The 22711-nt window shown below is 58.3% G+C and carries 18 protein-coding genes; 10 read left to right on the forward strand and 8 right to left on the reverse strand.

Annotated features, from left to right (window positions below; translation table 11 throughout):
* A partial coding sequence (locus Q0650_RS14965; RefSeq protein WP_298820359.1) for a DUF11 domain-containing protein occupies positions 1-1218 on the forward strand: 1218 nt, incomplete at its 5' end.
* A gap of 13 nt (positions 1219-1231) precedes the next feature.
* Positions 1232-3889, forward strand: coding sequence for a C25 family cysteine peptidase (locus Q0650_RS14970; RefSeq protein ID WP_298820361.1), 2658 nt, complete (start codon positions 1232-1234; stop codon positions 3887-3889).
* A 10-nt stretch (positions 3890-3899) separates the two neighbouring features.
* Here Q0650_RS14970 and Q0650_RS14975 read toward each other — a convergent pair whose 3' ends face one another.
* A complete protein-coding gene (locus tag Q0650_RS14975) occupies positions 3900-5057 on the reverse strand; it encodes an N-acetylmuramoyl-L-alanine amidase (RefSeq protein ID WP_298820363.1) in 1158 nt (385 codons plus the stop codon).
* Positions 5058-5198: 141 nt separating this feature from the next.
* Here Q0650_RS14975 and Q0650_RS14980 point away from each other — a divergent pair, with 141 nt between their 5' ends.
* Positions 5199-6002, forward strand: a complete 804-nt coding sequence (locus tag Q0650_RS14980) for a [LysW]-aminoadipate kinase (RefSeq protein WP_298820365.1) — start codon at positions 5199-5201, stop codon at positions 6000-6002.
* 87 nt (positions 6003-6089) lie between these two features.
* On the opposite strand, the gene Q0650_RS14985 is transcribed toward Q0650_RS14980, so the two are convergent.
* Positions 6090-7478 carry an LCP family protein gene (locus Q0650_RS14985; protein ID WP_298820367.1) on the reverse strand — a complete coding sequence of 463 codons (1389 nt, stop codon included), beginning with the start codon at positions 7476-7478 and terminating at the stop codon, positions 6090-6092.
* Positions 7479-7667: 189 nt separating this feature from the next.
* Here Q0650_RS14985 and Q0650_RS14990 point away from each other — a divergent pair, with 189 nt between their 5' ends.
* Entirely contained in the window at positions 7668-10049 is a 2382-nt protein-coding gene (locus Q0650_RS14990; RefSeq protein WP_298820369.1) for a S9 family peptidase, read from the forward strand.
* A 285-nt stretch (positions 10050-10334) separates the two neighbouring features.
* Positions 10335-10742, forward strand: a complete 408-nt coding sequence (apaG, locus tag Q0650_RS14995) for a Co2+/Mg2+ efflux protein ApaG (protein WP_298820371.1) — start codon at positions 10335-10337, stop codon at positions 10740-10742.
* Here apaG and Q0650_RS15000 read toward each other — a convergent pair whose 3' ends face one another.
* The 3 genes from Q0650_RS15000 to Q0650_RS15010 all read right to left on the reverse strand — a co-directional run bounded on the left by Q0650_RS15000 (position 10743) and on the right by Q0650_RS15010 (position 13195).
* Complete coding sequence (locus Q0650_RS15000) at positions 10743-11042, reverse strand: hypothetical protein (RefSeq protein ID WP_298820372.1); 300 nt, start codon at positions 11040-11042, stop codon at positions 10743-10745.
* An 82-nt stretch (positions 11043-11124) separates the two neighbouring features.
* A complete protein-coding gene (locus tag Q0650_RS15005; protein WP_298820376.1) occupies positions 11125-11361 on the reverse strand; it encodes a ferredoxin in 237 nt (78 codons plus the stop codon).
* 85 nt (positions 11362-11446) lie between these two features.
* Positions 11447-13195, reverse strand: coding sequence for an NFACT family protein (locus Q0650_RS15010; protein ID WP_298820378.1), 1749 nt, complete (start codon positions 13193-13195; stop codon positions 11447-11449).
* 60 nt (positions 13196-13255) lie between these two features.
* On the opposite strand from Q0650_RS15010, the gene Q0650_RS15015 reads away from it, so the two are divergent.
* The 4 genes from Q0650_RS15015 (at position 13256) to Q0650_RS15030 (ending at position 17386) form a co-directional block, all read left to right on the forward strand.
* Complete coding sequence (locus Q0650_RS15015; protein ID WP_298820380.1) at positions 13256-13885, forward strand: guanylate kinase; 630 nt, start codon at positions 13256-13258, stop codon at positions 13883-13885.
* Positions 13886-13982: 97 nt separating this feature from the next.
* Positions 13983-14537, forward strand: a complete 555-nt coding sequence (locus tag Q0650_RS15020; protein ID WP_298820382.1) for a GatB/YqeY domain-containing protein — start codon at positions 13983-13985, stop codon at positions 14535-14537.
* 23 nt (positions 14538-14560) lie between these two features.
* On the forward strand, positions 14561-16738 hold the full coding sequence (locus Q0650_RS15025; protein ID WP_298820384.1) for an HD family phosphohydrolase: 2178 nt from the start codon (positions 14561-14563) through the stop codon (positions 16736-16738).
* A gap of 6 nt (positions 16739-16744) precedes the next feature.
* Positions 16745-17386 carry a glucosaminidase domain-containing protein gene (locus Q0650_RS15030; RefSeq protein ID WP_298820386.1) on the forward strand — a complete coding sequence of 214 codons (642 nt, stop codon included), beginning with the start codon at positions 16745-16747 and terminating at the stop codon, positions 17384-17386.
* Between the two features lie 67 nt (positions 17387-17453).
* On the opposite strand, the gene tsaD is transcribed toward Q0650_RS15030, so the two are convergent.
* From tsaD to Q0650_RS15045, 3 genes are all read right to left on the reverse strand, one after another.
* Positions 17454-18518 carry a tRNA (adenosine(37)-N6)-threonylcarbamoyltransferase complex transferase subunit TsaD gene (gene tsaD, locus Q0650_RS15035; protein WP_298820388.1) on the reverse strand — a complete coding sequence of 355 codons (1065 nt, stop codon included), beginning with the start codon at positions 18516-18518 and terminating at the stop codon, positions 17454-17456.
* Positions 18519-18626: 108 nt separating this feature from the next.
* Positions 18627-19361 (reverse strand): YggS family pyridoxal phosphate-dependent enzyme, encoded by a 735-nt coding sequence (locus tag Q0650_RS15040; protein ID WP_298820390.1) that lies wholly within the window; start codon positions 19359-19361, stop codon positions 18627-18629.
* A complete protein-coding gene (locus Q0650_RS15045) occupies positions 19358-19945 on the reverse strand; it encodes a hypothetical protein (RefSeq protein ID WP_298820392.1) in 588 nt (195 codons plus the stop codon). The genes Q0650_RS15040 and Q0650_RS15045 overlap by 4 nt, the downstream gene beginning before the upstream one ends.
* Before the next feature lie 255 nt (positions 19946-20200).
* Here Q0650_RS15045 and Q0650_RS15050 point away from each other — a divergent pair, with 255 nt between their 5' ends.
* The gene (locus Q0650_RS15050; protein ID WP_298820394.1) at positions 20201-22633 is read left to right on the forward strand and encodes a branched-chain amino acid ABC transporter substrate-binding protein; all 2433 of its coding nucleotides are present in this window, start codon (positions 20201-20203) and stop codon (positions 22631-22633) included.
* Positions 22634-22711: the final 78 nt, after the last annotated feature.

Genomic DNA, 22711 nt, shown 5'->3' on the forward strand with positions numbered 1-22711 from the left:
GCGACGGCGGTAGGGCCGACGGGCACGGCGACGGCGGTAGGGCCGACAAACACAGCGACGGCGGTAGGGCCGACGGGTACGGCGACGGCGGTAGGGCCGACGGGCACGGCGACGGCGGTAGGGCCGACGGGCACGGCGACGGCGGTAGGGCCGACAAACACAGCGACGGCAGTGGGGCCGACGGGTACGGCGACGGCGGTAGGGCCGACGGGCACGGTGACACCAGTGGGGCCGACGGGCACGGTGACACCAGTGGTACCAACGAGCACACCAATCGCCACGGCAACGCCGACCCCCCAGCTTCCACCGAATGCGCCGGGTATCATTCCCGATCTGGTGTTGACCAAATCGGTGGCGCCTGAGGTTGCTCAAGTCGGCGATCAGGTGGTGTATACCCTCACGCTTACCAATGCAGGCGGTGCGCCGGCCTTAAATGTAACGATTGCCGATCAGTTGCCGTCCTTCCTGCAACTGATCGATACTCAAGCCTCCAGCGGTGTTGTGCAGATCAACGGCTCAGCGGTAAGCGTAAGCCTGCCGTTGCTTAATGTCGGCGAGACGGTGACTGTCACCATTCAGGCTGAAGTAGTGGCTCTTCCGCTACCGCCCAACAATACAAATGTGGCAATAGCGCGTAGCACCGACACCGAAATCACTACCGATAACAACACAAGCAGTTCAATCCTCCAACCAACATTGCCGGATCTGGTTCTGGCAAAATCGGTTGATCCGGCGGTAGCGCAAGTCGGTGACCGAGTCGTTTACACCCTGGTGATCAGCAACACCGGCTATGCGCCTGCCAGCGATGTGGTGCTCATCGATGATCTGCCCGCATTTCTCACCGTTGCCGGCGCAACCACTACAGCCGGTGAGGTAGAAATTACCGGTAACCAGGTGACGGCAAGGGCTGCGGCGCTCGCTCCCGGTGAGATGATTGTCGTGCAGGTAGCTGCGGTTGTCACGGCTGAGCCTAATGGCGCAAATACGGCTACCGTGCGGTCGAGTAACACCGAAATTACTACCGATAACAACACTGGCAGGTCGGAATTGCGAGCCGTGCTGCCAACTGTTTCACCTGAAACCGCAGGCGATTCAGCGCGACCTTCTATTATGCCTCAAACCGCAGGCGATTCAGCGCGACCTTTGTTCGTTCTTATCGGGCTGGCCATCATTGCGATTGGATTGGGCGGTTTACTGTACCGCCGCTCGCATCGCTGAGTGACATTGTTGTATGCGGCGACTCCTGCTTATCATAACTGCATGTGCCGCTCTGCTCATCACGGCTGCGCCAGCGTCGCTAGCGCAGCCAGAGTCTGCTCTCACGCTGATACCCCTCTCTGACGGGGTGGAAGTGCGCTGGCAGTGGCATGGTTCGTTTGCGGCGCAACGGTTTGCCTTGTACCTTGCCCCAGGGGCAACGGCCAGGCCCGAAATCCGCGCGCTCGATGATCAGGCGTTAGCCACATCACCCGCGCTGTCAGAATTGCCGGCAATGAATCTGGCAGGTGAACTTCGCCCGCCATTGCCCGAATTTACTCCAGACCCGCCGCCGGCGCCGTTGCGACTTGTAAGTGAGGGGTGGCAACGTGGCGCTCGTATAGCCTTGTATGAATTGTCGCCATGGTTCCTGAAGGATGGTGAACCACGACTGACATTGCGTCTGGTTGCCCGCATTGCCAATGCTTCACTGGAACCGCTGCCACTGACTGATTCTCCTGGCCTGAGCAGTGTCCCTGCGCCGCATCCATTGGCTGCGCGTGAGGCGTGGATAATCGATGTGTCCGCTGAGGGAATTCAGCATATCAGTGCCGATATGCTGCGCGCTGTTGGGCTGGATCTGAATGATATCGATCCTGCTCGGCTACGTCTGCAACGCCATGATCAGGTTGTGCTGATTGAACCGATCATTGCCGGCTCGACCGTAACAGCGATTCGCTTCTACGCTCCATCACCCGGTGATCGCTGGTCGGCAATTGACCGCTACTGGTTAACGGTCGAGCCAACCGGCAGCGCTGCCGTGATGTCTACCCGCTCGGCCCAACCCCAAGCTGGCGACGTGACGGGAAATATCCGGGTTGAGGGAGCCGGGTCGCTCATCCCGCCTGGCATCTACGAATCGACGCTGTCCGGTTTTGATGGTGATCACTTCTTCAGCCGTCAGCTCGATGCGGCAGCGGGCGCTCCGGTAACGACCACGATTGCGTTGTCTTCCACGCTGCCATTCGCTGCTAGCGGTTCGATGACAGTTACCCTGGAACTGGCGACCCTGGAGAAACATAGTGGCGCTCATCGGCTCCGGATCCAGGCTGATAGTGGCTGGAGTGCGCTGATCGAGTGGAGTGGCGCCGGTATGTATCGTCCGACACTGACTCTACCGATGCCTGCTCCGGTGTTAACGGTGACTCTCGATCCGGTGACGGTTGTTGACCGCGTGTATCTTGATCGAGTGATGTTTAACGCTCCCGCCATTCCCGCCTTTTCCAATCGCGGCGCGATCTTCATCGGTCAAGCTGGACGGTACTCTTATCCACTGACTGGCGCGCCTGCCGATGTCACAGTGTACGATGTGAGTAATCCCAACCAGCCAGTTCGGCTCGTGTTCAGCGGCACTGCTTTCACCGACGATGTTGCCACGCCGCGTCGATACCTTGTAACCGGTACCGATACTCTGCATACGCCAGTGGTTACGCGCTATCAGCCGGTTGATCTGGCGACTCCGCGCAATGCGCGCGCCGTCTACATCGCGCCGCGCGCATTTCTTGGCGAACTGACACCACTGCTTGCGCATCGCCAGAGCCAGGGTTGGCCGGCAGTAGCAATCGCAGTTGAAGACATTTACGCCGGATGGAGTGGTGGCGAACCCGATCCAGGCGCGATCCGCTCGTTTCTGCGCTATGCCATCGCAACGTGGTCACCGGCTCCGGCAGCAGTCATTCTGGTCGGTGATGGCAGTTCAGATCCACGTGATTATCTGGGTCGTGGTTGGCCAACCTTCATTCCCCCTTATCTGGCAGTGGTGGATCCCTGGTTGGGTGAAACCGCCTGCGAGAACTGTTTTGTTCAACTCGATGGCGATGATCCGCTCGCCGAAACGCTCTTTCTGCCCGACCTGTGGCTGGGTCGATTACCGGTGAAGTCGCCATCCGAATTGCGCGATCTGGTGGCGAAGCTGCTGGCTTACGAGCGCAATAATGGCGCAATCTGGCAACGCCACGCGATGTATCTTGCCGATAATCCCGATGCAAGTGGCGATTTTGCCGCTCTGCTCGATCAAGCCATTGCCCGCCAGCCGGCCAACACCGACACTACCCGCGTCTACTACGATCCGGCAGGGCCTCCTGGTCGCATCGCCAATGCAGTGAGCGCGCGTCAACAGGTTATCGCCACGTTTCAGCAGGGCGCCGGTTTGCTGGTCTACGCCGGTCACGGTCTTCAGTTCCAATGGGCCTTTACCGACGCCAACGTGAGCGAACCATTCCTGCTCAACGTTGATGATGCTACCGATCTGCGAAATGCCCCGGCGCTGCCGGTTGTGCTCAGTATGACGTGTCTGACTGGCGCATTTCAGACCCCCTCTTTCCGCGGCACAACCATTGACGAAGCGCTGCTGCTCAATCCAGCCGGCGGCGCGATTGCTACCTGGAGTTCAAGCGGTTTTGGCGTCGCTTACGGTCATCGCCAACTGCTTCTCGGCTTTGTCGAAGCCTTGTGGGCAGCCGGTTCGCGGCGACCGTTGCTTGGCGAGCTGACCCATGCCGGCTACCGTTCCCTTGCCCTCAGTGGCGCAGCGCCAGAGACGCTGCGCGCGTTCCTTTTGCTCGGCGATCCACTCACACCGGTTACCGCGCAACCACTCTATCGAATTGATTTGCCGTTACTGCAACGCTGAACGGTTCGCCTTACGGATTGGTGGCCGGCGGTTCAGCAGGTTGCGCTGATGGGGTTTCTTCCGGGGTGGCCGGTCTTGTCTGGTCAGCCCGTACCCAACCGATAAATCGTTTGTCGCCAACCCGCACCATGGCTTCATACCAATCATCCTGCTGATTGAACACAAAGACCCGACTATCGGCTGGCGCATTGGCCAATGCGCGCGCTGTGTCTGATGGTCCGGCCCGCACTACAGTTTCGACCCGGGTGTAAAGGATCGGCCATTCGGGGGGCAACAACGCTGCGCCATCATTGGGATCGCGCTGGTTCAGATATTTTAAAATCCCCTCGGCAATTCCTCGCGCTGCCAGATCGGGCCGCGCCACAATAATCTCACGGTCAGCCGCATTGGTTAAAAAGCCGGTTTCGACAATGATTGCCGGTGTGGTGCGCGCGATAGCGTGGGTGTGACGCCGATAGTTGAAGACGTAATACCCGCGCATATTAATCGTGATTCCATTGCGATCCTCTGGCAGACCCGTGATGACGCCGTAAGTTGATGCCACTGCCTCCAGCAACATCCGACTCGCCGCCGAAGTCCGCCACGGCGTGGCAATCTTCCACCCCCGCGCCCCTTCTACCGAACCGTCAGCGTGAATCGCCACGAACGCATCGGCATCATACGAAGGGGGAACGGTTGCCGGTAGCAGATCAACTTCCACTCCAGCCGCTGTCAAAATGTCGCGAACTCGCACTGCTATCGCCTCATTGACCTGCGCCTCGGTAATCCCGTTCCAACGCGCCCCTGTTGATGTGCGGAGATGCGCCTGTTCATCGGGCAACTCATTTGAGCGCAGATGTCCGATCTGCAAGCCTACCCGCGGCGGTGTGCCTGGCAAGCGCGGTGTCGGTGTCGGAATGATGCCGGGAACCGTCATTGGTGTCGGAGTTGGTGATGGAAGAGCCGGTTCGGCAACGACATCGCTCACCGGTAGCGCAGCTTGAGCGACGCGGGCCGGTGATGCTGTCGGTGATGGTTGGTACGTTGGCGAGGGTAACGGTTCCGGAGGCGTGGATGGCGCTGTGGTGGCCGTCGGTAGCAAAGCTTCAGCCGGTTGCAGGTCGGGGGCCGACGCGCAGGCGGACACTATGAATAAGTGGAGTAAAATAATGGCGAGTGACTGTCTCATTGCTTCTAATGACATTCCTTTGCAAACATGCTCGCAGCAAAGCGCGATGGCGCAATGTTAAACAGGCTATTCGGATCATATCAGCAAAATTGCAATCGTTGTTAGAGAAATTGGTGAGAAATCAGTCAAAGGAGCACAGCTATGCTAGTGGTAAAGGTAGGCGGCAGCGCCGGCAACGACTACGACGCGCTCTGTGACGATATTGCCGGGCGCTGGCAGGCCGGCGAGCGAATGGTGCTTGTGCATGGCGGATCGGATCAGACTAACCGTCTGGCCGAGGCGCTTGGCCATCCGCCTCGTTTCGTTACCTCGCCGGGAGGCCACACCAGCCGCTATACCGACCGCCGCTCGCTCGAAATCTTTATGATGGCAACCGCCGGTCTGATCAACAAACAACTGGTCGAACGGTTGCAAATGCGCGGTGTCATGGCGCTTGGCTTGAGCGGTATCGATGGGCGATTGCTGGAAGGAAAGCGAAAATCAACCATCAGAGTGATCGAACAAGGTCGCCAAATGATCTTGCGTGATGACTGGACTGGCACCATCGATCGGGTCAATGTGTCGCTGTTGCGCGCGTTGCTCGATGCCGGCTATCTGCCAGTTGTGGCGCCGCTGGCCTGTTCTACTGTCGGTGAAGCGGTTAATGTCGATGGCGACCGCGCCGCCGCGGCGATTGCTGCCGCGCTGGGCGCTCAGACGTTGGTGTTGCTGTCAAACGTGCCCGGCTTGCTGCGCAACTTTCCTGATGAGGCGTCACTGATCAGCCACATCCCCCGCGCCGACCTTGAATCGTATCTCGATTACGCCGCCGGGCGCATGAAGAAGAAATTGCTTGGCGCTCAGGAGGCCCTGGCTGGTGGCGTGCAGCGGGTTATTCTGGCCGACGCCCGCGTTCCGGCCAGTATTTCACAGGCCCTGGCCGGTGGCGGCACGCATATTGATTGATCTCCTCTTAGAGAATGCTCGATTCGGTTCAGACCGGAAGTCTGGTGATTGTCGTCAGTTGCGATGATGTATCGTAGCGATGTGGCACTACCGTCCATTGATAAACGCCTGCACCAGCGCTGCTACCGCGCCGGGGCGTGGTGTCAAGGCATAGGGGTCGGCTTCGTTTAATCCTTCGTAAACCCCGTCAGGCCCCAGGGCAAATCGCTCGATGGAGCTCAGGTTCACATCGCGCAATGACCACGCCAGCCCGAGCAGATCATCGGCGCTCAGGTCTGTGCGAATGTGGGGGCGGAGCGCAGTGGTCACGTGCGCGGCCAGCTCGATCTGCCGCACCGGATCATGTTCGCGGATACGACGGGCAATCGCCAGGATGATCATCTGCTGGCGCGCTTCGCGCGCATACGCGCTATCGGCGTGGCGCGTGCGGCTCAAAATCAAGGCCTGTTCGCCGTTGAGCCACTGTTTGCCTGCCGGAAAGTAGACCGTAGTGTAACCGTAATCCATTGTTGGGTAGGCCGGGTCGTAAATTGCCTGTTCGAGTTCAATCTCGATCCCACCGATAGCGTCAACCGCAGCGGTAAAACCGGTAAAATCGACCCACACGATATGATCGATCCGCAGCCCCAATAGCGTGCTGACCGTTCGCCGCGCTAGCTCCGCGCCGCCGATGGCCGGGTTCATTTCACCGTAGACTGTTGCGCTATTGATCCGCCCATACCCGTAGCCGGGAATTTCAACAATGAGATCGCGTGGCAGCGAGAGCAACGCTACTCGCTGCCTTCCTGGTTCGATCCGTATCAGCATGATCGCGTCAGCGCGAGTGGCCCAACTCTCGCCAGGTCGCCGATCACTGCCCAGCAACAACATGTGAATGACATCGTTATCGTCTGGCAGACGCGCGCCAACCGTCGGTATCAGGGTTGGTACCGGCGCTCGGCCATCAATAGCCGGCAATCGGATCGGAGTGGACGATGCCGCAACAGACACTGCGAGCGTTGCCGGGGTAGGTGAAGGCAGTGCCGGACTTGCGGCGCTGATGACGGTGGAATCAGCAGGGGGTAAAGCCGGTGAAGGCGATGGCTGCTGAGTTGGTGGCTCTGTGGTTGGCGGCGAAGGCAGGATTGTCGCAATCGTTGGCGGCGTAGCGAGCGATGGTGAAGGCAACTGCATTGCGGCGACATTCTGCTTAATAGTCATCGCTGCCAGCACCACCCGCCCCGTCTGAAAGCCCAACCAGCCGGTGAACAGCGCCAGTAGCATGAGCAGGACATATGATCCATACCGCCGTTGCGGTGATCGGGCCGGCAGCGGCTTCGCCAGCAGAGCAGCTAACAGTGCCCGATCTGACGCTTCTGCCAGCGCGCGGCACCGCGGGCACTGGGCTAAATGATCGCGCAACCGCAGTTCTGTTGTCGATCGGGAACCTGGCCGAATGCCTGCGGCAATCAAGGCGCGCGCTTCACTACAGGTCATAGAAGTGCAATCTGATCACCGGTTGCAATGTCTGATCTGACAATGCCAGTGATCACATCCAGATGCATACCAGAACAATGGCAAATGAAGTAATATGCTGAGTTGTAGTATACCATTCTGCATTTCTATCTGCTATCATAAATCAACGCGGGCTTCAACAGCCTTTCGTCTAAAGCAAGGAGGATTTTTATGCGACTCTCCCGCCAGTTATGGTGGATCGGTGTGCTGGTCGCGATCGTGGGTTTGGTGGCACCGACAGCAGCGGCGCCCGTTCGGAATAATATCGTCAATGTGGATCAGTTTGGTGATGAAGCGGATTTGCCTCCCAATCTCCTCAGTGACGAAGAGATTGAGCGGATCGACCGATTGCAAAATGGCGCTTCTTCACCGCTTGCAATCAGCGAAATGAGCCCGGACGATGCAGCGGTATTCATCAGCTCCAGGGAAGGTTTCGCTTTCCTCTCTATCGAAACCGGTGATACCGTGCCGGTCGATGCGTCCGTGTTCGATGTCGTTGTCCCTCTTCCCTTCCTCGGAGTGGGGAGCTTTAGCTGGCAAGATGACCGCACCCTTGGCGTGCTGGCGATCAACTTTTTCGCCACCGGCCTGCAAGATGCGCTGGTTGCGCTGTTGATTGACCGTTTTACTGGCGAGATAAGCGGGTTTCCGGTTGGCATTCCTGACGAAAATATCGGCATCGTCTCGATCTCGCCCAGTCTGACCACCTGGCTGATTGTGCGTGAGCCGCCGGAAGCTGAGGATGAAGTGGCAGTGGGCAGCGTGACGCCATTCACCAAACGTTATACCTTTGGGTTGCCGGCGCCGATCGCGGCTCGCGCCAATCGGATCGAGCTGCCGGCGCGGGTTCAAGCGCGGGTTGATCGCTTCCGGCAAAGCCATGCCGATCTGCTGGCCCGCTTCCTCTTTCAAGAGCAGACCGATGGCGCTACAGTTGAGGCAACACGCGCGCCGTATGACCTCTTTCTCTACGATGTAACTACAGGTGCAGAGCGTTATATCACCAGTATTCCTTACGCTTCTGCCTTGCTCAACGATACCTGGACTGCCGATTCGTCCCAACTGGCAATCTCATTCTATGGCGTGCCCGATGCTGAGGGGCGCGCCGCCTATTTCGGGGCGCTCTTCTCAGAAGAGATCTATCGCGATGCCAGTGGCAATTTGCCACCGCGCCAGAATCCGTTCATCCAGAATAACAATACCTACGTGATCGATGTTGCCAGCGGGCAAACCCAGGTTATTCGCCCCGATACCGCCGCTGGCGCGCCAATTCTCGAAGCGCACGATTGGGCGCCTGGTGGACAGTCGCTCCTGATCAAAGCTCACCATCCGGCCTATCTCAAAGGCCGGGCGCATCCCGTCTACAATCCGCGCTTTGCCAGCCGCACCAGTTTTCGCTTCTACGACCGCGATAGTGATGGTCAGTTTCGCCAGACCGGCACTTTCGAGCATCCGATGCTGTCGGGTGGTGATGTTCTCTTCGCGAGCATTGCCGATTTTGTTAGCCCTGATGAAATGATTCTGCGCGGTTTTACCGGCAATGATCGCCATCCCTACTACTACAATCGCGTGTCGGGTGAATTGCGCAATCTGGCCGACCGCGCTGGTTCATATTTTAACGTTGTTGCTACCAGTAGCAGCGCGCGCCAGATCGTCTTTACCTATACCTCTTACACCGATCCACCTGACATCTACCGCCTGCGTTGGGATGGCAGCGCGCTTTATCGGTTGACGTGGCAAAATGAGGAATTGCGTATCGAGGCCAATCTGCGCCAGGATCCGGTAAGATTCACGCTCCGCAACGGTCAGGTGCGCGTTGGGACGCTGATCCAATCGGCTGATGCTCCCTTCCCGCCCAAAAATGTGCCGCTGATCGTCTGGCAAGAGGGTGGACCAAATGTGCCGATGCTGAATCAGTGGGCTGCCAATGTCGAAAATCCATATGCGCTCTTGCCCTCGTTCGGCTTTGCGCTCCTGATTACGCCGGTTGCCGGTCGTCATGGCTATACGCCGGCAGTATATAATTCACTGGTTGATAATGCTAATTTCGGTCAGATCGATATTGACGAGCAGGCCGAGATTGTGCGGCAGGCGATTGCTCGTGGCTGGACAAGCGCCGGCAAGGTGGGGATTACCGGTTGTTCGTATGGCGGCTATTTCGTGTTGCAAAGCATCGCGCGTTATCCCGATCTCTACGCGGCAGCCAACCCGCAGTGCGCATTTATCGACGTGATCAGCGAGTGGACGCTCGGCGTGGTTATCCTCCCGCCCTATCTCGAAGGGTTGCCACCCTACAAGGCGTTCAATGAGTACGTGAATGACTCGCCAAGTTATGCTGCTGACAAGGTCAAGGCGGCAGTGCTTACCTTCCACGGCACCGAAGACTTCCTGCCTATCGTCCAGAACGAAAACTTCCATCTGCAACTGGTCAATCGGGGTGTGCCGGCCCGGATGGTACGTTTCATCTTCGAAGGGCATGGGTTAGGGCTGCCGGAAAACCAGCTCTACGCAGCGCAAGAGCAGATTAGCTGGTTCCGTACCTATTTGAAGTAGGCGCAGTATTGGAGGCCGGCAAATTGACACCCCGGCAATCCATGCCGCTCCGACTTCCATCATCGTTTCGGCAAGGGCAGTGCAGTTCATTGCCCTTGCCTGCCTATACAACGCCGACAAATCGAGCGCGCAGTCAATGCTGGCAGGAATGGAGCTGTGGGATCGTTATCCCTGCCGCGACTATCTCCTGATTTGATGGGCATTGTCGTCGCGTACCGCGCCGATTGTGGTACACTTTCATAGCGTAATCGCGCGCTGCGGTCATTTATGCACCGGGATCATCCTATGCGACGCCCCTTCTATTACCGTCTCAGTGAGGGAATGCGAATCAGTGTGCGCCCGCAGTATCTGCCGGGCCACTCATTTCCACCGCTGCAACGCTTTGTGTTCGCGTATGAGGTTCGGATCGAGAATATCGGGCGCCGTACCGCTCAGTTGATGAGCCGACGCTGGACGATTTACGACTCAATCGGCGAGGAACTCGAGGTAGTCGGGGACGGAGTGGTGGGATTGCAGCCGATCTTACACCACGGTGACGTGCATGAGTATCAGAGCTTTTGTGTGCTCAAATCATCCCGGGGCTGGATGGAGGGCGAATACTACTTCCGGACGCTGGAAAATACCTTCTTCACTGCGATTATTCCGCGCTTTGATCTGGTCGCCGATCCCGAATGGATCAGCGACGAGGAGTGATCACTGTTGCCGTAGTCGTTGCCGTTCACGCCGATAGGTACGCGCGAAGATAACGGCCAATAATGGCAACAACCACGGCCAGTCATGCCGTTCTTCGCGCAGCAATCGCCACGTTGCCCGGAGCTGGATTAGAAACGGGAAACGTGCCAGTTGCACTTCGATCACGGCTTGAAGCTGGCGCTGCCAGTCCGGTCGGTTGTCGGGTATCATAGGTGGTTGTTTGGCTCTTAGACCCGGTAACGGGATGCGCAGCGCATCGAGCAAACTGGCGCCGGTTGAGGTTGGTTTTGATCGCGACATGCAGTGCTCCTGGCTGCTGCGGGTTTTTCGGTTGCGATAAGAATGGCGGGCAAGATGAATCTCTTGCCCGCGCATTGTTTGATTACGCTCCAAAGAACTTGCGATTCTTCTCGATGTAGCTGCGCCACTGCTCCGGCACCGAGTCGTCGGCGAAGATTGCCTCGACCGGACACTCCGGCTCGCACGCGCCACAGTCGATGCACTCGTCTGGGTTGATGTAGTATTGATCCTCGCCCTCGTAGATGCAATCGACCGGGCAAACCGCTACGCATGAGGCGTCTTTGGTTCCAATACACGGCTCAGCAATAATGTACGGCACAAACGTCTCCTTCCTGACCTTTGACAGAGAGGAACCTTTACCATGGTTGTTTGTATTCAGATTACTATAACCAGCCCGATGGCGTCTACCACTTTTGTACCACTTCACCGCAAAGTTGTGGCCGCGCTCGTACTGTGCGCTCAGGGTGATAGCTGACCAGTCCAACCGGCCCACCGGGTATCTTGCGCACGGCGCGGCGGCGACAGATGTCTACTTCGACTGCTGCATCATGACGGGCCTGACTGTAATAGGCAGCCAGCGCCGCTGCTTCTGCGATCGTGCGTTCAGGCGGATTATCGGCTCGAATAATGACATGTGCGCCGTGAATGTTGCGCGCATGCAGCCAGAGATCGGTGGGTCGGGCCAGGCGAAACGTGACCTCTTCATTTTGGCGCGCAGTGCGACCAACGTATATTGGCAGGCCCTCGCTTGAGCGTATCTGCAATGGGCGGGCGCGTTGCAGGCGTCGCCGACCGGTTGATGGGCGCAGGTAGCCCGCCTCTTCCGCTTCGGCGGCAATCAGATCGATCTGAGTGGTATCATCAGCGACAGCCAGTAGTGCCAGGAGTTGATCAATCCCGGCCAGCCGGGTCTCCGTTTCGGCCAATCGTTCCGGCAGGATGGAACGGGCACTTTTGGCTTTTTCATACGCCTTAAAGCGCTCTTGGGCTTGCTCGATTGGCGAGCGGCCCGGATCGAGCGCGATCCGTTCACCTTCCACGATCAGTTCGGTAGCGCCGCGTGGAATCTGGTGCAGGAAAGCAAAGATCATCTCCCCTTCCCAGCGCAAGCGGTCGAGTTCGTTGACCCGCGCCAGCTCGGCGGCAATCTGCTCGCGTTGGCGCGCGAGATGTTCGCGACTGTTTTGCAATTGCGCTGCCAGATCGGCCCGTCGCTGATCGCGTCCTGATGGTGGCTGACGAGTGGCGTAAAAGGCATCTAACGCTGCGCTCATGCTCGTGACAGGCGCTGCGCCAGGCAGGTGAAGCGGTCGGTAGGGAGCATAGGCGATAGGGCCGTTCTCGTCGCTTGCCAGATGTGGCGCAGGCGGTTCGGCCACAATCTCGCGCAAACGGGCGGCAATCGTGTAGGCCGGCAAGCCCTGGCCGCTCTTTGGCACGGCGCCACAGGCGCGCATCAATACCTCGCGCGCGGTCTGTGGCGAGATGCCCCGATAAGCTGCGACCAGCGCCTTGACCGGATCGCCATGCCCTAGCGCCGCTTCAATGTCGGCGGCTGTGGCGCGTAGCGGGTCGCGTTTGGGTGGCGCCGGCGGCAGCTCATAGGCGCGTCGCGGTAGAATGACGCGGCTGCTCATCCGCGGCGTCACCCGCTTGATCGCGTCAAGAATGAGATTGTTGTCGTCAACCAGGATGATATTGCTGCGCCGATCCTGTGGCTCGATAATCAGGTCGCAGTGCAACCATTCCTCGACCTGATCCGTCTCATCATCATCCAGATCGTCGATTGTTATTTCGTCGGTGTTGACTGACCGTTTGCGCGACTCCGCTGCTTTCGTTATACTGAACAAAACGACCCGCTCGTAGGGTGGTTGTTCAATATTCACGATACGACCGCCCAATACATACTTACGCAACAAGAGTAAAAAGGGCGGTTCGCCATCAACACCGCGCGTCAGGCGCTGATTAACCAGATGAATCCGCGCTGCCTGAGGGTCGGCTGAAGCAAACAGATAGTGGCGCTGGCTATGGGCGTAAACCTCTAACCCAATGGCGAGTGGGCCAACCAGGACGACACGTTGGATCCGACCTGAGAGCACCGTTGCGCGCAATTCTTCCACAACGGCAGTAAGCGTCAGAGCGTCAAAGTACATCTTTGAACCGCAAGCTGTAAAAAAATACTGCTAGCAGCATACCACAAGATGGGCGCAGGCATGGAACAGCTTCTCAATCCGATATTGCAAGGGCGACCGCCACAACCACTACTTGTCGTCATCTCAGGGCCATCCGGAGTCGGTAAAGACTCGGTGTTGATGCGGATGCGCGAATTGGGTTTTCCCTTTCACTTCGTCGTGACAGCTAATAGCCGACCGCGGCGACCGGGTGAGATCGACGGAGTGGATTACCATTTTGTGACCACCGAGCGCTTTCGCGAAATGATCGACAATGATGAGCTGATCGAGTGGGCCGAGGTGTACGGTCAGTATAAAGGTATTCCCAAATTTGAGATTCGGCAGGCCATGGCGAGCGGGCGTGATGTGATTTTGCGGATTAATGTGGATGGCGCAGCCACGATCAAACGTCTCGCTCCCGAAGCAGTGTTTATCTTTCTCGCCCCGGCATCGCTAGATGAATTGCGCCATCGCCTGTTGTTGCGCCGCACCGAGTCGCCAGACGAGGTTGAGCGTCGTCTGGCGATGGTAGCTGATGAGTTGGCGCAATTGCCTAATTTCGATTATGTGGTTATCAATCATGCCGATCGCCTCGATGAGGCGGTTGGTCAGATTCGAGCGATTATCAGCGCCGAGAAAGCGCGCGTCTATCCGCGCCGGGTGATATTGTAATGATAGCTGGCATCAAAGCTGTGGTCGCGTAACAGGCGCGCGTTCAATGAGCCGGCGTTTTGGAGTTCTCAGGCCGGTTATGGTTATGCAGGAGACGATGATGAGTATTCAAGAACGATTGACCAGCGATCTGAAAGAAGCGATGCGCGCTGGCGATAAAGTGCGCGTGAATGCGATCCGCGCTGCGCGCGCCGCTCTGCAAGCTGCGCAGCTTGAAGCAGCCAAGCAACGGTTTGATGCCGCTGTGGCTGCGATTGAGGCTGAACATGCCGGCGATCCGGCTGCAATTGAAGCGGCTAAAGCTGCGATTGCGATTGACAGCCATGCGCCGCTCAGCGAATCTGAGCAAGAGGCTGTCATTGCCCGTGAGATTAAGCGGCGTCGCGATGCCGCCGACATCTACCATAAAGCCGGTCGGGCCGATCTGGCGGCTGCTGAAGAGGCTGAAATCGCCGTGTTGAGCGAGTATTTGCCCAAGATGCTCGGCCCAGAAGAATTGCGCCCGCTGGTGGCGGCAGTCATTGCTGAGCTGGGTGTCAGCGGCCCGGCGGCAATGGGCAAGGTTATGCCGGTCTTGCTGGAACGCTTCAAGGGCAAGGCGGAAAATCGCCTCCTGAGCCAGGTTGCGCGCGAGTTGTTGAGCGCGTCATGATCTTCTCGCGTCCAAAGATTGCTATGAAAGCCCTTTCGCGCCATCGTTTCGCTCGCTGGTTTGTCAAACCGCGAAAGCTGAACCTTGCCCGGATGCAGTTGCGGTCTCTATTGATGGCGCTGTTGTTGTGGGCTGGGCTCTGGTCGGTGTTGGCTTTTCGTCTCCCCGGCGCCAGTGGTTTGCAGGTCGGCCAGCCCAGCCCATTGAGCATCGCTGCGCCCGCTGAAGTCATCTATACCAGTGAAGTTCTGACTGCTGAACGGCGTAAGCAGGCGGCAAACAGTTCCGAGAATCTCGTCTATTTCAACGACCCCAAGATTCCCATCGAGCAGCGTCGTAATCTCTTCAACTTACTCGATATGATCGGGCGCGCGCGCAATGATCCACTTCTCGATGACGCTGGCCGATTGGCCGCGTTGCGCGACTTGCCGAGTGCCGATATCCGCTTTTCCACCGAACAAGCTCGCCTTATTCTCTCCCTTGACGATGAGTCCTGGTCGTCGTTGCGCACTACTATCTTGAGCCTGTACGATCGCTCAGTTGAGCGCTACGATTACGCTATCGATGAGCGCGCGCTGGAACAATTGCGCGAACGCTGGTTGAGCTTTTGGCTGGCAACCACCTCGCTTGATGCGCCCCAGCGTGAGCTGGCCCATACAATCATCGTTGCATTTTTGCGTGTAAACCGCACGCTCGATGTGCAGGCTACTGAGGAGCGTCGGGCTGAAGCGGCGTCGAAGATTGAACCGGTTGAGGTGAAGGTGCTGGCCGGTGAAATGATTATTCGCGCCGGCGAGATCGTGACCCCGGCTCACATCGAAAAATTGCAGGCTACCGGCGCCATGCCTCGCCCGCTCGGTTGGTCGGAATTAACCGGTTATGGGCTGTTGGCCGCTTTACTCAGCGCCGGTCTCTTCGGCTACCTTAGTGTCTTTCAACCCGCTCTCTCGCAGCAGACGCGATCGCTGATGGTATTGGTAGGTTGCGTCATCATCACGCTGATAATAGCGCGGATTATGTTGCTGGTGATTGATGCCCGTCCAATCTTCTTCCCGCTAGCAGTGCTGGCGGTGGTGGTGACAACTGTCTTTTCCGGACAGATCGGGTTTGCGGTGAGCCTGCTGGCGGCGCTCGCGCTTGGCGTTATGGAGGGCAATGACCTTACGCTGACCGTGACCCTCTTTGCCAGTTGTGTGAGCGCGATTTTGCTGGTGCGTTCCGCTGAACGGTTGCGTTCGTTCGTCATCGCCGGTCTGGGAGTGACGGTGACCATTGTCGCACTCGAGACTACCTTCTGGCTGAGCCAGCAAGCCATCTTTACCCTCTCTGGTTTTGGTGGCTGGATGGTTACCACGATCCTTAATGCGCTGATCAGCGGTGGCCTGACTGGCATCCTTTCGCTCGGTCTGTTCAATGTTGTGGGGCGGATGGCCGGACAGGTAACGGTGTTGCAGTTGATGGAGCTGGCACATCCGTCACGCCCGTTGTTGCGGAAGCTGATCCGTGAAGCGCCAGGGACTTACTACCATAGTGTGGCTGTTGGTAATCTGGCTGAAGCGGCGGCTGAAGCAATCGGCGCCGATGCGCTCTTGTTGCGTGTGGCAGCTTACTACCATGACATCGGCAAGACGATTCGGCCCGCGTTTTTTACCGATAACCAGATGGGACGCGAAAATGTCCACGATGATCTCGATCCCTACGTTAGCGCGCAGATCATCATCGACCACGTGCGCGAGGGTGTCAAAATGGCGCGCGCTGCCGGTCTGCCCGAACAGATCATCGATTTCATCGCTACCCATCACGGAACCGGCCTGGTGCGACACTTTTACCAGCAGGCTCTCCAGCGTTACGATCACGTTGATGAACGCGATTTTCGCTACCCCGGCCCACGTCCGCAAACCCGTGAACAGGCAATTCTGATGCTGGCCGACTCGGTTGAGGCAACCGTGCGCTCCAAGGCCCAACACGGCAAGTTAATCGCGAAACGCAATAACGATATGATGGAACGATCCGTCAATGGCGCTGTCACTCTTGATGAATTGGTGCAGTCGATTCTCGATGCCCGGGTGCGCGAGGGTGAATTGAGCGACGCGCCGCTGACGATGCGCGAATTGGGGCAGATCAAGCAGGTGTTTGTGAATACCTTGCAGTCTATCTATCATCCACGGGTTGATTATGCGCCGACAATCATGCGGACGTGAAGGAGTATGGCAGTGATGTATACCGCCGATAGCCCAATTCTGGGACCGCAAACCGCCGCGATGGATCAGATGAGTCGCTACATGCTCTCGCGTCCACACGGTGAATATACTGAAAAGGATATAGCCGATGTTATCATTCCGGCGTATGTCCGTATTTGTCTGCCGGTGGGAGTTGATCCGGTGCTTGCCGTGGCGCAAATGATTCACGAAACCGGCAATCTAACCAGTTTCTGGAGCCAGCGACCTCAGCGCAATCCCGCCGGAATCGGCGTGACCGGTCAGTGGCAGCCTCACCAGCCGGCCAATCTGACCGGATGGGCATATAATGTCCAGCGTCAGCGGTGGGAAGCAGGAGTAAGTTTCGCAACCTGGGCTGACGATGCCATTCCAGCTCAGATTGGTCGCTTGCTGGCCTATGCGCTGCGCGAAGGGGACGAAACGCCACCGCAACGCGAGCTGATTGCCAAAGCGCTCAGCTATCGGCCATTCCCGCGCGCCTTTCGCGGGAGTGCCCAAACGATCAAACAGTTGGGGCGCGCTCACAATCCACTCGGCGCGCAAGGCGCCGGTTGGGCCAGTCCCGGTCATAATTATGGCGAGGCAATTGCCCGTATCGCCAACCAGATACTGGCAGTGCCGTTGAATTGATAAGGTCGGTATAATCATCCTGGCTATGGCAAATCAGGTAGGGCTGGTTGCAATTGCTTGATTAGCTCTACCCTGCGCCAAGCGGCAGATTGGCCGTTACATCAACGTCCCAGTTGTGTTGCACTCCGGCCTCAAACCGGTAGAAAGCCGCTGCTGCCACCATTGCAGCGTTATCGGTGCAGAGATCAAATGCCGGTATTCGCACCGGAACGCTGGCGCGTCGGATCAGCTCTTCGCGCAAGCGCCGGTTCGCTGCAACTCCGCCGGCCAGTAAGATAGCCTGTGCTTCGTATTTGCGCGCGGCATCAACCGTTTTGCTCACCAGCACATCAACGACCGATTCCTGAAATGCATAGGCCATTTGCGCGACAAACGGCGCATCAAGCTGTGGTGGCTCGTTGGCGCCTTTGCGTCCGCTTAGTCGGGCCGCTTGCGCCAGCCGATCTTGCACGCGGTGCAAGACAGCCGTCTTCAGTCCGCTAAACGAAAAGTCGTAGCTATCGCGGAGCCAGGCCCGCGGCAATACGCCTCCCGGCGTCGCCTGCGCCGCTGCGGCCTGAATCGCCGGTCCTCCTGGGTACCCCAACCCCAGAATCCGCGCTACCTTGTCGAAAGCTTCACCCGCCGCATCATCGCGCGTTTGTCCCAGCAGTTCGTAGCGTCCATGGTCGCGAATCAGGGTCAGCAGAGTATGTCCACCGCTGACCAGCAGCGCCACCAGGGGAAATGGCGGCGGTGGCTCATCACCCAACCAGCCGGCATACAGGTGTGCTTCGAGATGGTTCACTGCCACAAATGGTAATCCGCGTTGCCAGGCCATCGCTTTTGCCGCGTTCAGGCCGGTCAGTAATGCGCCACTCAAACCGGGGCCATGAGTGGCTGCAACCGCATGCACATCGGCCCAGCCTCGTGGCAGCGCCGCCAACGCAGCGCGTACCACTGGCGCCAGACTAAGAATATGCTGACGGGAAGCAATTTCAGGGACGACACCGCCATATCGCTCGTGCGTCGCCATCTGTGATGCCACCACATTGCTGATCACTGTCCGCCCGCCGCGTACTACTGCAGCCGCTGTCTCGTCACACGAGGTCTCGATGGCGAGGATGGTAAAATCGTCTGAAAGCTGATTCATGTTCGTACAATTTCCACCTGTTCTGTCAGTGCCACATCCTGCTGCCCTGGTCACACATACATAAATGTACTTGCACCACTTGCCGATCGGAGTTTGGAGTAACCGTTTTCACCCAATTTGCCGCTCGCCGAAAATTGCTCGCCCGATCCGCACCATTGTAGCGCCTTCAGCAATGGCTGCGGAGAGATCGTCACTCATCCCCATCGAAAGCTCGCGCCAGTTGATCTGTGGGTAGCGACGGGCCAGATCATCACGCAACTGCCGCAGGGCAGCGAAATAGGGACGCGCTTCATCAGCGCGCGCGACGATTGGGGCAATTGTCATCAAACCGCGTACCTCTAGCGTCGGCAAGGCGAGAATGGCTTCGATCTCGCGCAGGAATGAACTATAAGCCACGCTATTTGCTATTCCACCCGGCACCCAGAAGCCTTCTTTACTCTCTTCGCCACTGACGTTAACCTGTAATAAAACTGGCAAACGTCGATCCCGCTCGCGCGCGTGGCGATCAAGGGTTTCAGCCAGCCGTACACTATCGACTGAATGGATGAGATCGAACAATTCAACCGCCAGTTTGGCCTTGTTGCGCTGCAAATGACCGATCAAATGCCAGCGCGGTTTTGGGTGTAGCGACTGCAATGCGCTAATCTTTTGGTGGGCCTCTTGAACCCGATTCTCACCCAGATCGGTCACGCCGGCAGCAACTGCTGCCGCAATCACTTCAGCCGGATGGGTCTTGCTGACTGCGATCAATTGAATCTCGTTCGGGTTGCGTCCGGCAGCTTCGGCAGCGGCGGCAATCTGCTCGTGTACCGCGACCAGGCGTTGGCGTAACTCTGCGTTCATGACGACGTTCCCTGCACATCGATCAGCAACCGTTGTTCGAGCGGCGGATCCGGCGGTAAATTGGTGATCAGCAATAACCCTCGCCCCGGCGGCAAAGGTACGCTCAACTCGAGCGGCGTCGAGCCTCCCGGTGGCAGGCTTGCCATTGTCGAACCCGGCGCTCGATAGCTCTCGCCCGCGCTGTCACGCAATTCAAACGCGCTGATCGGCACAATCAAGTCGGCGTTTGTAAGGTTGGTGACCGTTCCTTTAATTCGAATTCCGTCGCCGGTCGGTTCAAGCGCATTAATCGCGATCCGCAGTCGCTGGTTGCTGGCAATCGGTTCGATCGGTTGACCGGGATTACCGGTAGTAATCTGCTGCCAGAGCGCGCGCGCTACCGCCTGCGCTTCCGGCCCCAGGTTCTGTAATTCCAGTTGCGGCAATGCTGGCAACGCGATTGCCGGCGCAGGCTGGCGGGCAAACTGATCACGCAGTTCAACTGTGCGGAATTGCTGCATCCAGATGCTAATCCCGATCAAAAAGATCGCCCCAAGTAGACCGATGATCCAAAACGGGATAGCCGGCGAATTGTCGTGCATCATAACCATGCGCCTCTGTCGCGACTCACCAGTGTCGCAAGAATCATACACATCTTGCTTATTGTATTCAAGGCGATAATGCTTGACAAACTGGCGCGGATCGCGTATATTCGCCTACTGTCATCCACGTATGGCTAATTGTTCGTAACGCAATGATGCGCAGGGCTGATGCCAGGCGAGCCTGCATGGTTGTGTTACGAGCAACAGCCTGTTGGTGACAGCAGATTACCGGTTTAAAGTTTCAAGGAGAAATCGGTTATGAAGCGTTCGATCAGTCTGTTGTTGCTGGTCGGTATGCTGGCCTCGATGCTCGCCGCTTGTGGCGGCGGCCAGGCCCAGCCGACAGCGACGCCGCAGCCGGCTGCGCAGGCGACGACGGCTCCTGCCCCCACAGCAGCGCCGCAGCCGACAGCTCCGGCAGCAACTCCCGGTCAGGTGATTAAGATTGCGACTCAAAGCCCGTTGTCGGGTGGTCAGGCCGCGCTGGGTACCGGTATCAAGAATGCGGCGGAGCTGGCAGTCAAGCAGCTCTCCGGTCCGCTGGCTGAGCTTGGGTTTACGGTTGTCCTCGAGCCGTTTGACGACCAGGCCCGGCCAGAGGTTGGTTCGGCCAACGCCAAGAATATCGTCTCCGATCAGGACATTCTCTGCGTAGTCGGTCACCTCAATTCGGGTGTGGCGCTGGCGGCGCTACCTGATTACAAGAATGCCCGCCTGGCGATGGTTTCGCCAGCCAACACCAACCCGAACATCACCGAGGGTGGCTATGAAGTGGCCTTCCGCGTGGTCGGTCGCGACGACGTGCAGGGTGCGGTGGCCGAGAAGTTTGCCCGCGAAGAGCTGGGGGTGAAGTCGGTCTACATCATTCACGACACGACAGCCTACGGTCAGGGTGTGGCCGAGTTCTTCCGCCAGAATGCGCTGGCGAACGGGTTGCAGGTGCTGGGCTTTGAGGGCACGGAGGAACGGAGTGATTTCTCGGCCATCCTGACCCCGATCCTGGCAGCCAATCCGGATCTGGTCTTCTTTGGCGGCATCTACGACCAGGCCGGGCCCCTCTTCCGCCAGGCCCGCGACCGCGGTATTACCGCGCAGTTTATGGGTCCTGACGGTCTCGAATCAGAAGAATTGGTGACCCTGGCCGGCGATGCGGTTGATGGGATGTACTACACCACCGTGGCTGCGCCGGTGAGCCAATTCCCCGATGCCGCGAAGTATGCGCAAGACTATCAGGCTGCCTTCGGTGACGCGGCCCCGGCATTCTCGGCCCAGGCCTACGATGCCACCGGCATCTGCTTGACCGCAATTGCTAACGCCGCGAAGGCTGCCGGCGGCAAGCCGACCCGCGAGCAGGTGTTGGCGGCAATCAAGGCGCTGACTTCGTATAAGGGCATCACCGGCACTTACACCTTCAGCCCCAAGGGTGACCCCAATCCGGCAACCTATTTCGTGTTGCAGGTCAATGCGGCCAACTGGAATGAGAACCGGCTGGTGACCCGCCTCGAAATTGCGCCTCCTGGCGAAGCTCCGGCTGGCGGTGCGACGCAATTCGATCTGGCGGCGCTGGCCGCCCAACTCGGTGCGGTTGCTGGCCGGCTCGGCACAATCAAGATCGCGACGCAGGGTCCGCTGTCAGGTGGTCAGGCCGCGCTGGGTACCGGTATGAAGAATGCGGCGGAGCTGGCAGTCGAGCAGCTCAATGCTCAACTGGGCGCACTGGGCATCAAGTTCGAGCTGGTGCCGTTTGACGACCAGGCCCGGCCAGAGGTTGGTTCGGCCAACGCCAAGAATATCGTCTCCGATCAGGACATTCTCTGCGTAGTCGGTCACCTCAATTCGGGTGTGGCGCTGGCGGCGCTACCTGATTACAAGAATGCCCGCCTGGCGATGGTTTCGCCAGCCAACACCAACCCGAACATCACCGAGGGTGGCTATGAAGTGGCCTTCCGCGTGGTCGGTCGCGACGACGTGCAGGGTGCGGTGGCCGAGAAGTTTGCCCGCGAAGAGCTGGGGGTGAAGTCGGTCTACATCATTCACGACACGACAGCCTACGGTCAGGGTGTGGCCGAGTTCTTCCGCCAGAATGCGCTGGCGAACGGGTTGCAGGTGCTGGGCTTTGAGGGCACGGAGGAACGGAGTGATTTCTCGGCCATCCTGACCCCGATCCTGGCAGCCAATCCGGATCTGGTCTTCTTTGGCGGCATCTACGACCAGGCCGGGCCGTTCTTCCGCCAGGCCCGCGACCGTGGTATTACCGCGCAGTTTATGGGTCCCGACGGCCTCGAGTCGGCGGAACTGGTCGATCTGGCTGGCGATGCAGTCGATGGGATGCACTATACCACCGTGGCTGCGCCGGTGAGCCAGTTCCCCAAGGCAGCAAAATATGCTCAGGACTACCAGGCTGCCTTCGGCGATGTTGCGCCCGCCTTCTCAGCGCAGGCCTACGATGCGGCCAATATCTGCGCCGCAGGCATCCTGTCGGCAGCTATTGCTGCCGGCGGCAAGCCGACCCGCGCTCAGGTGGTAGAAGCAATTCGCAACCTGCCACCGTTTCCTGGCATCACCGGTACGTTTGACTTCAATGCGGAGGGTGACCCGACTGTGGCAACCTACTTCGTGTTGAAGGTGAATGCGGCTGATTGGAACCAGAATGAGCTGATTAGCCGCCTGGAGATTGCGCCGCCGCAATAAATAAACGTTCGGTTGTTCTGCACGGCAGTGTGCGAGCGTTATTCACTCTCGCACACTTGCCCTATTCGTTCGGGAGCT

This window comes from uncultured Chloroflexus sp., from assembly GCF_937129525.1.
Classification (GTDB): domain Bacteria; phylum Chloroflexota; class Chloroflexia; order Chloroflexales; family Chloroflexaceae; genus Chloroflexus.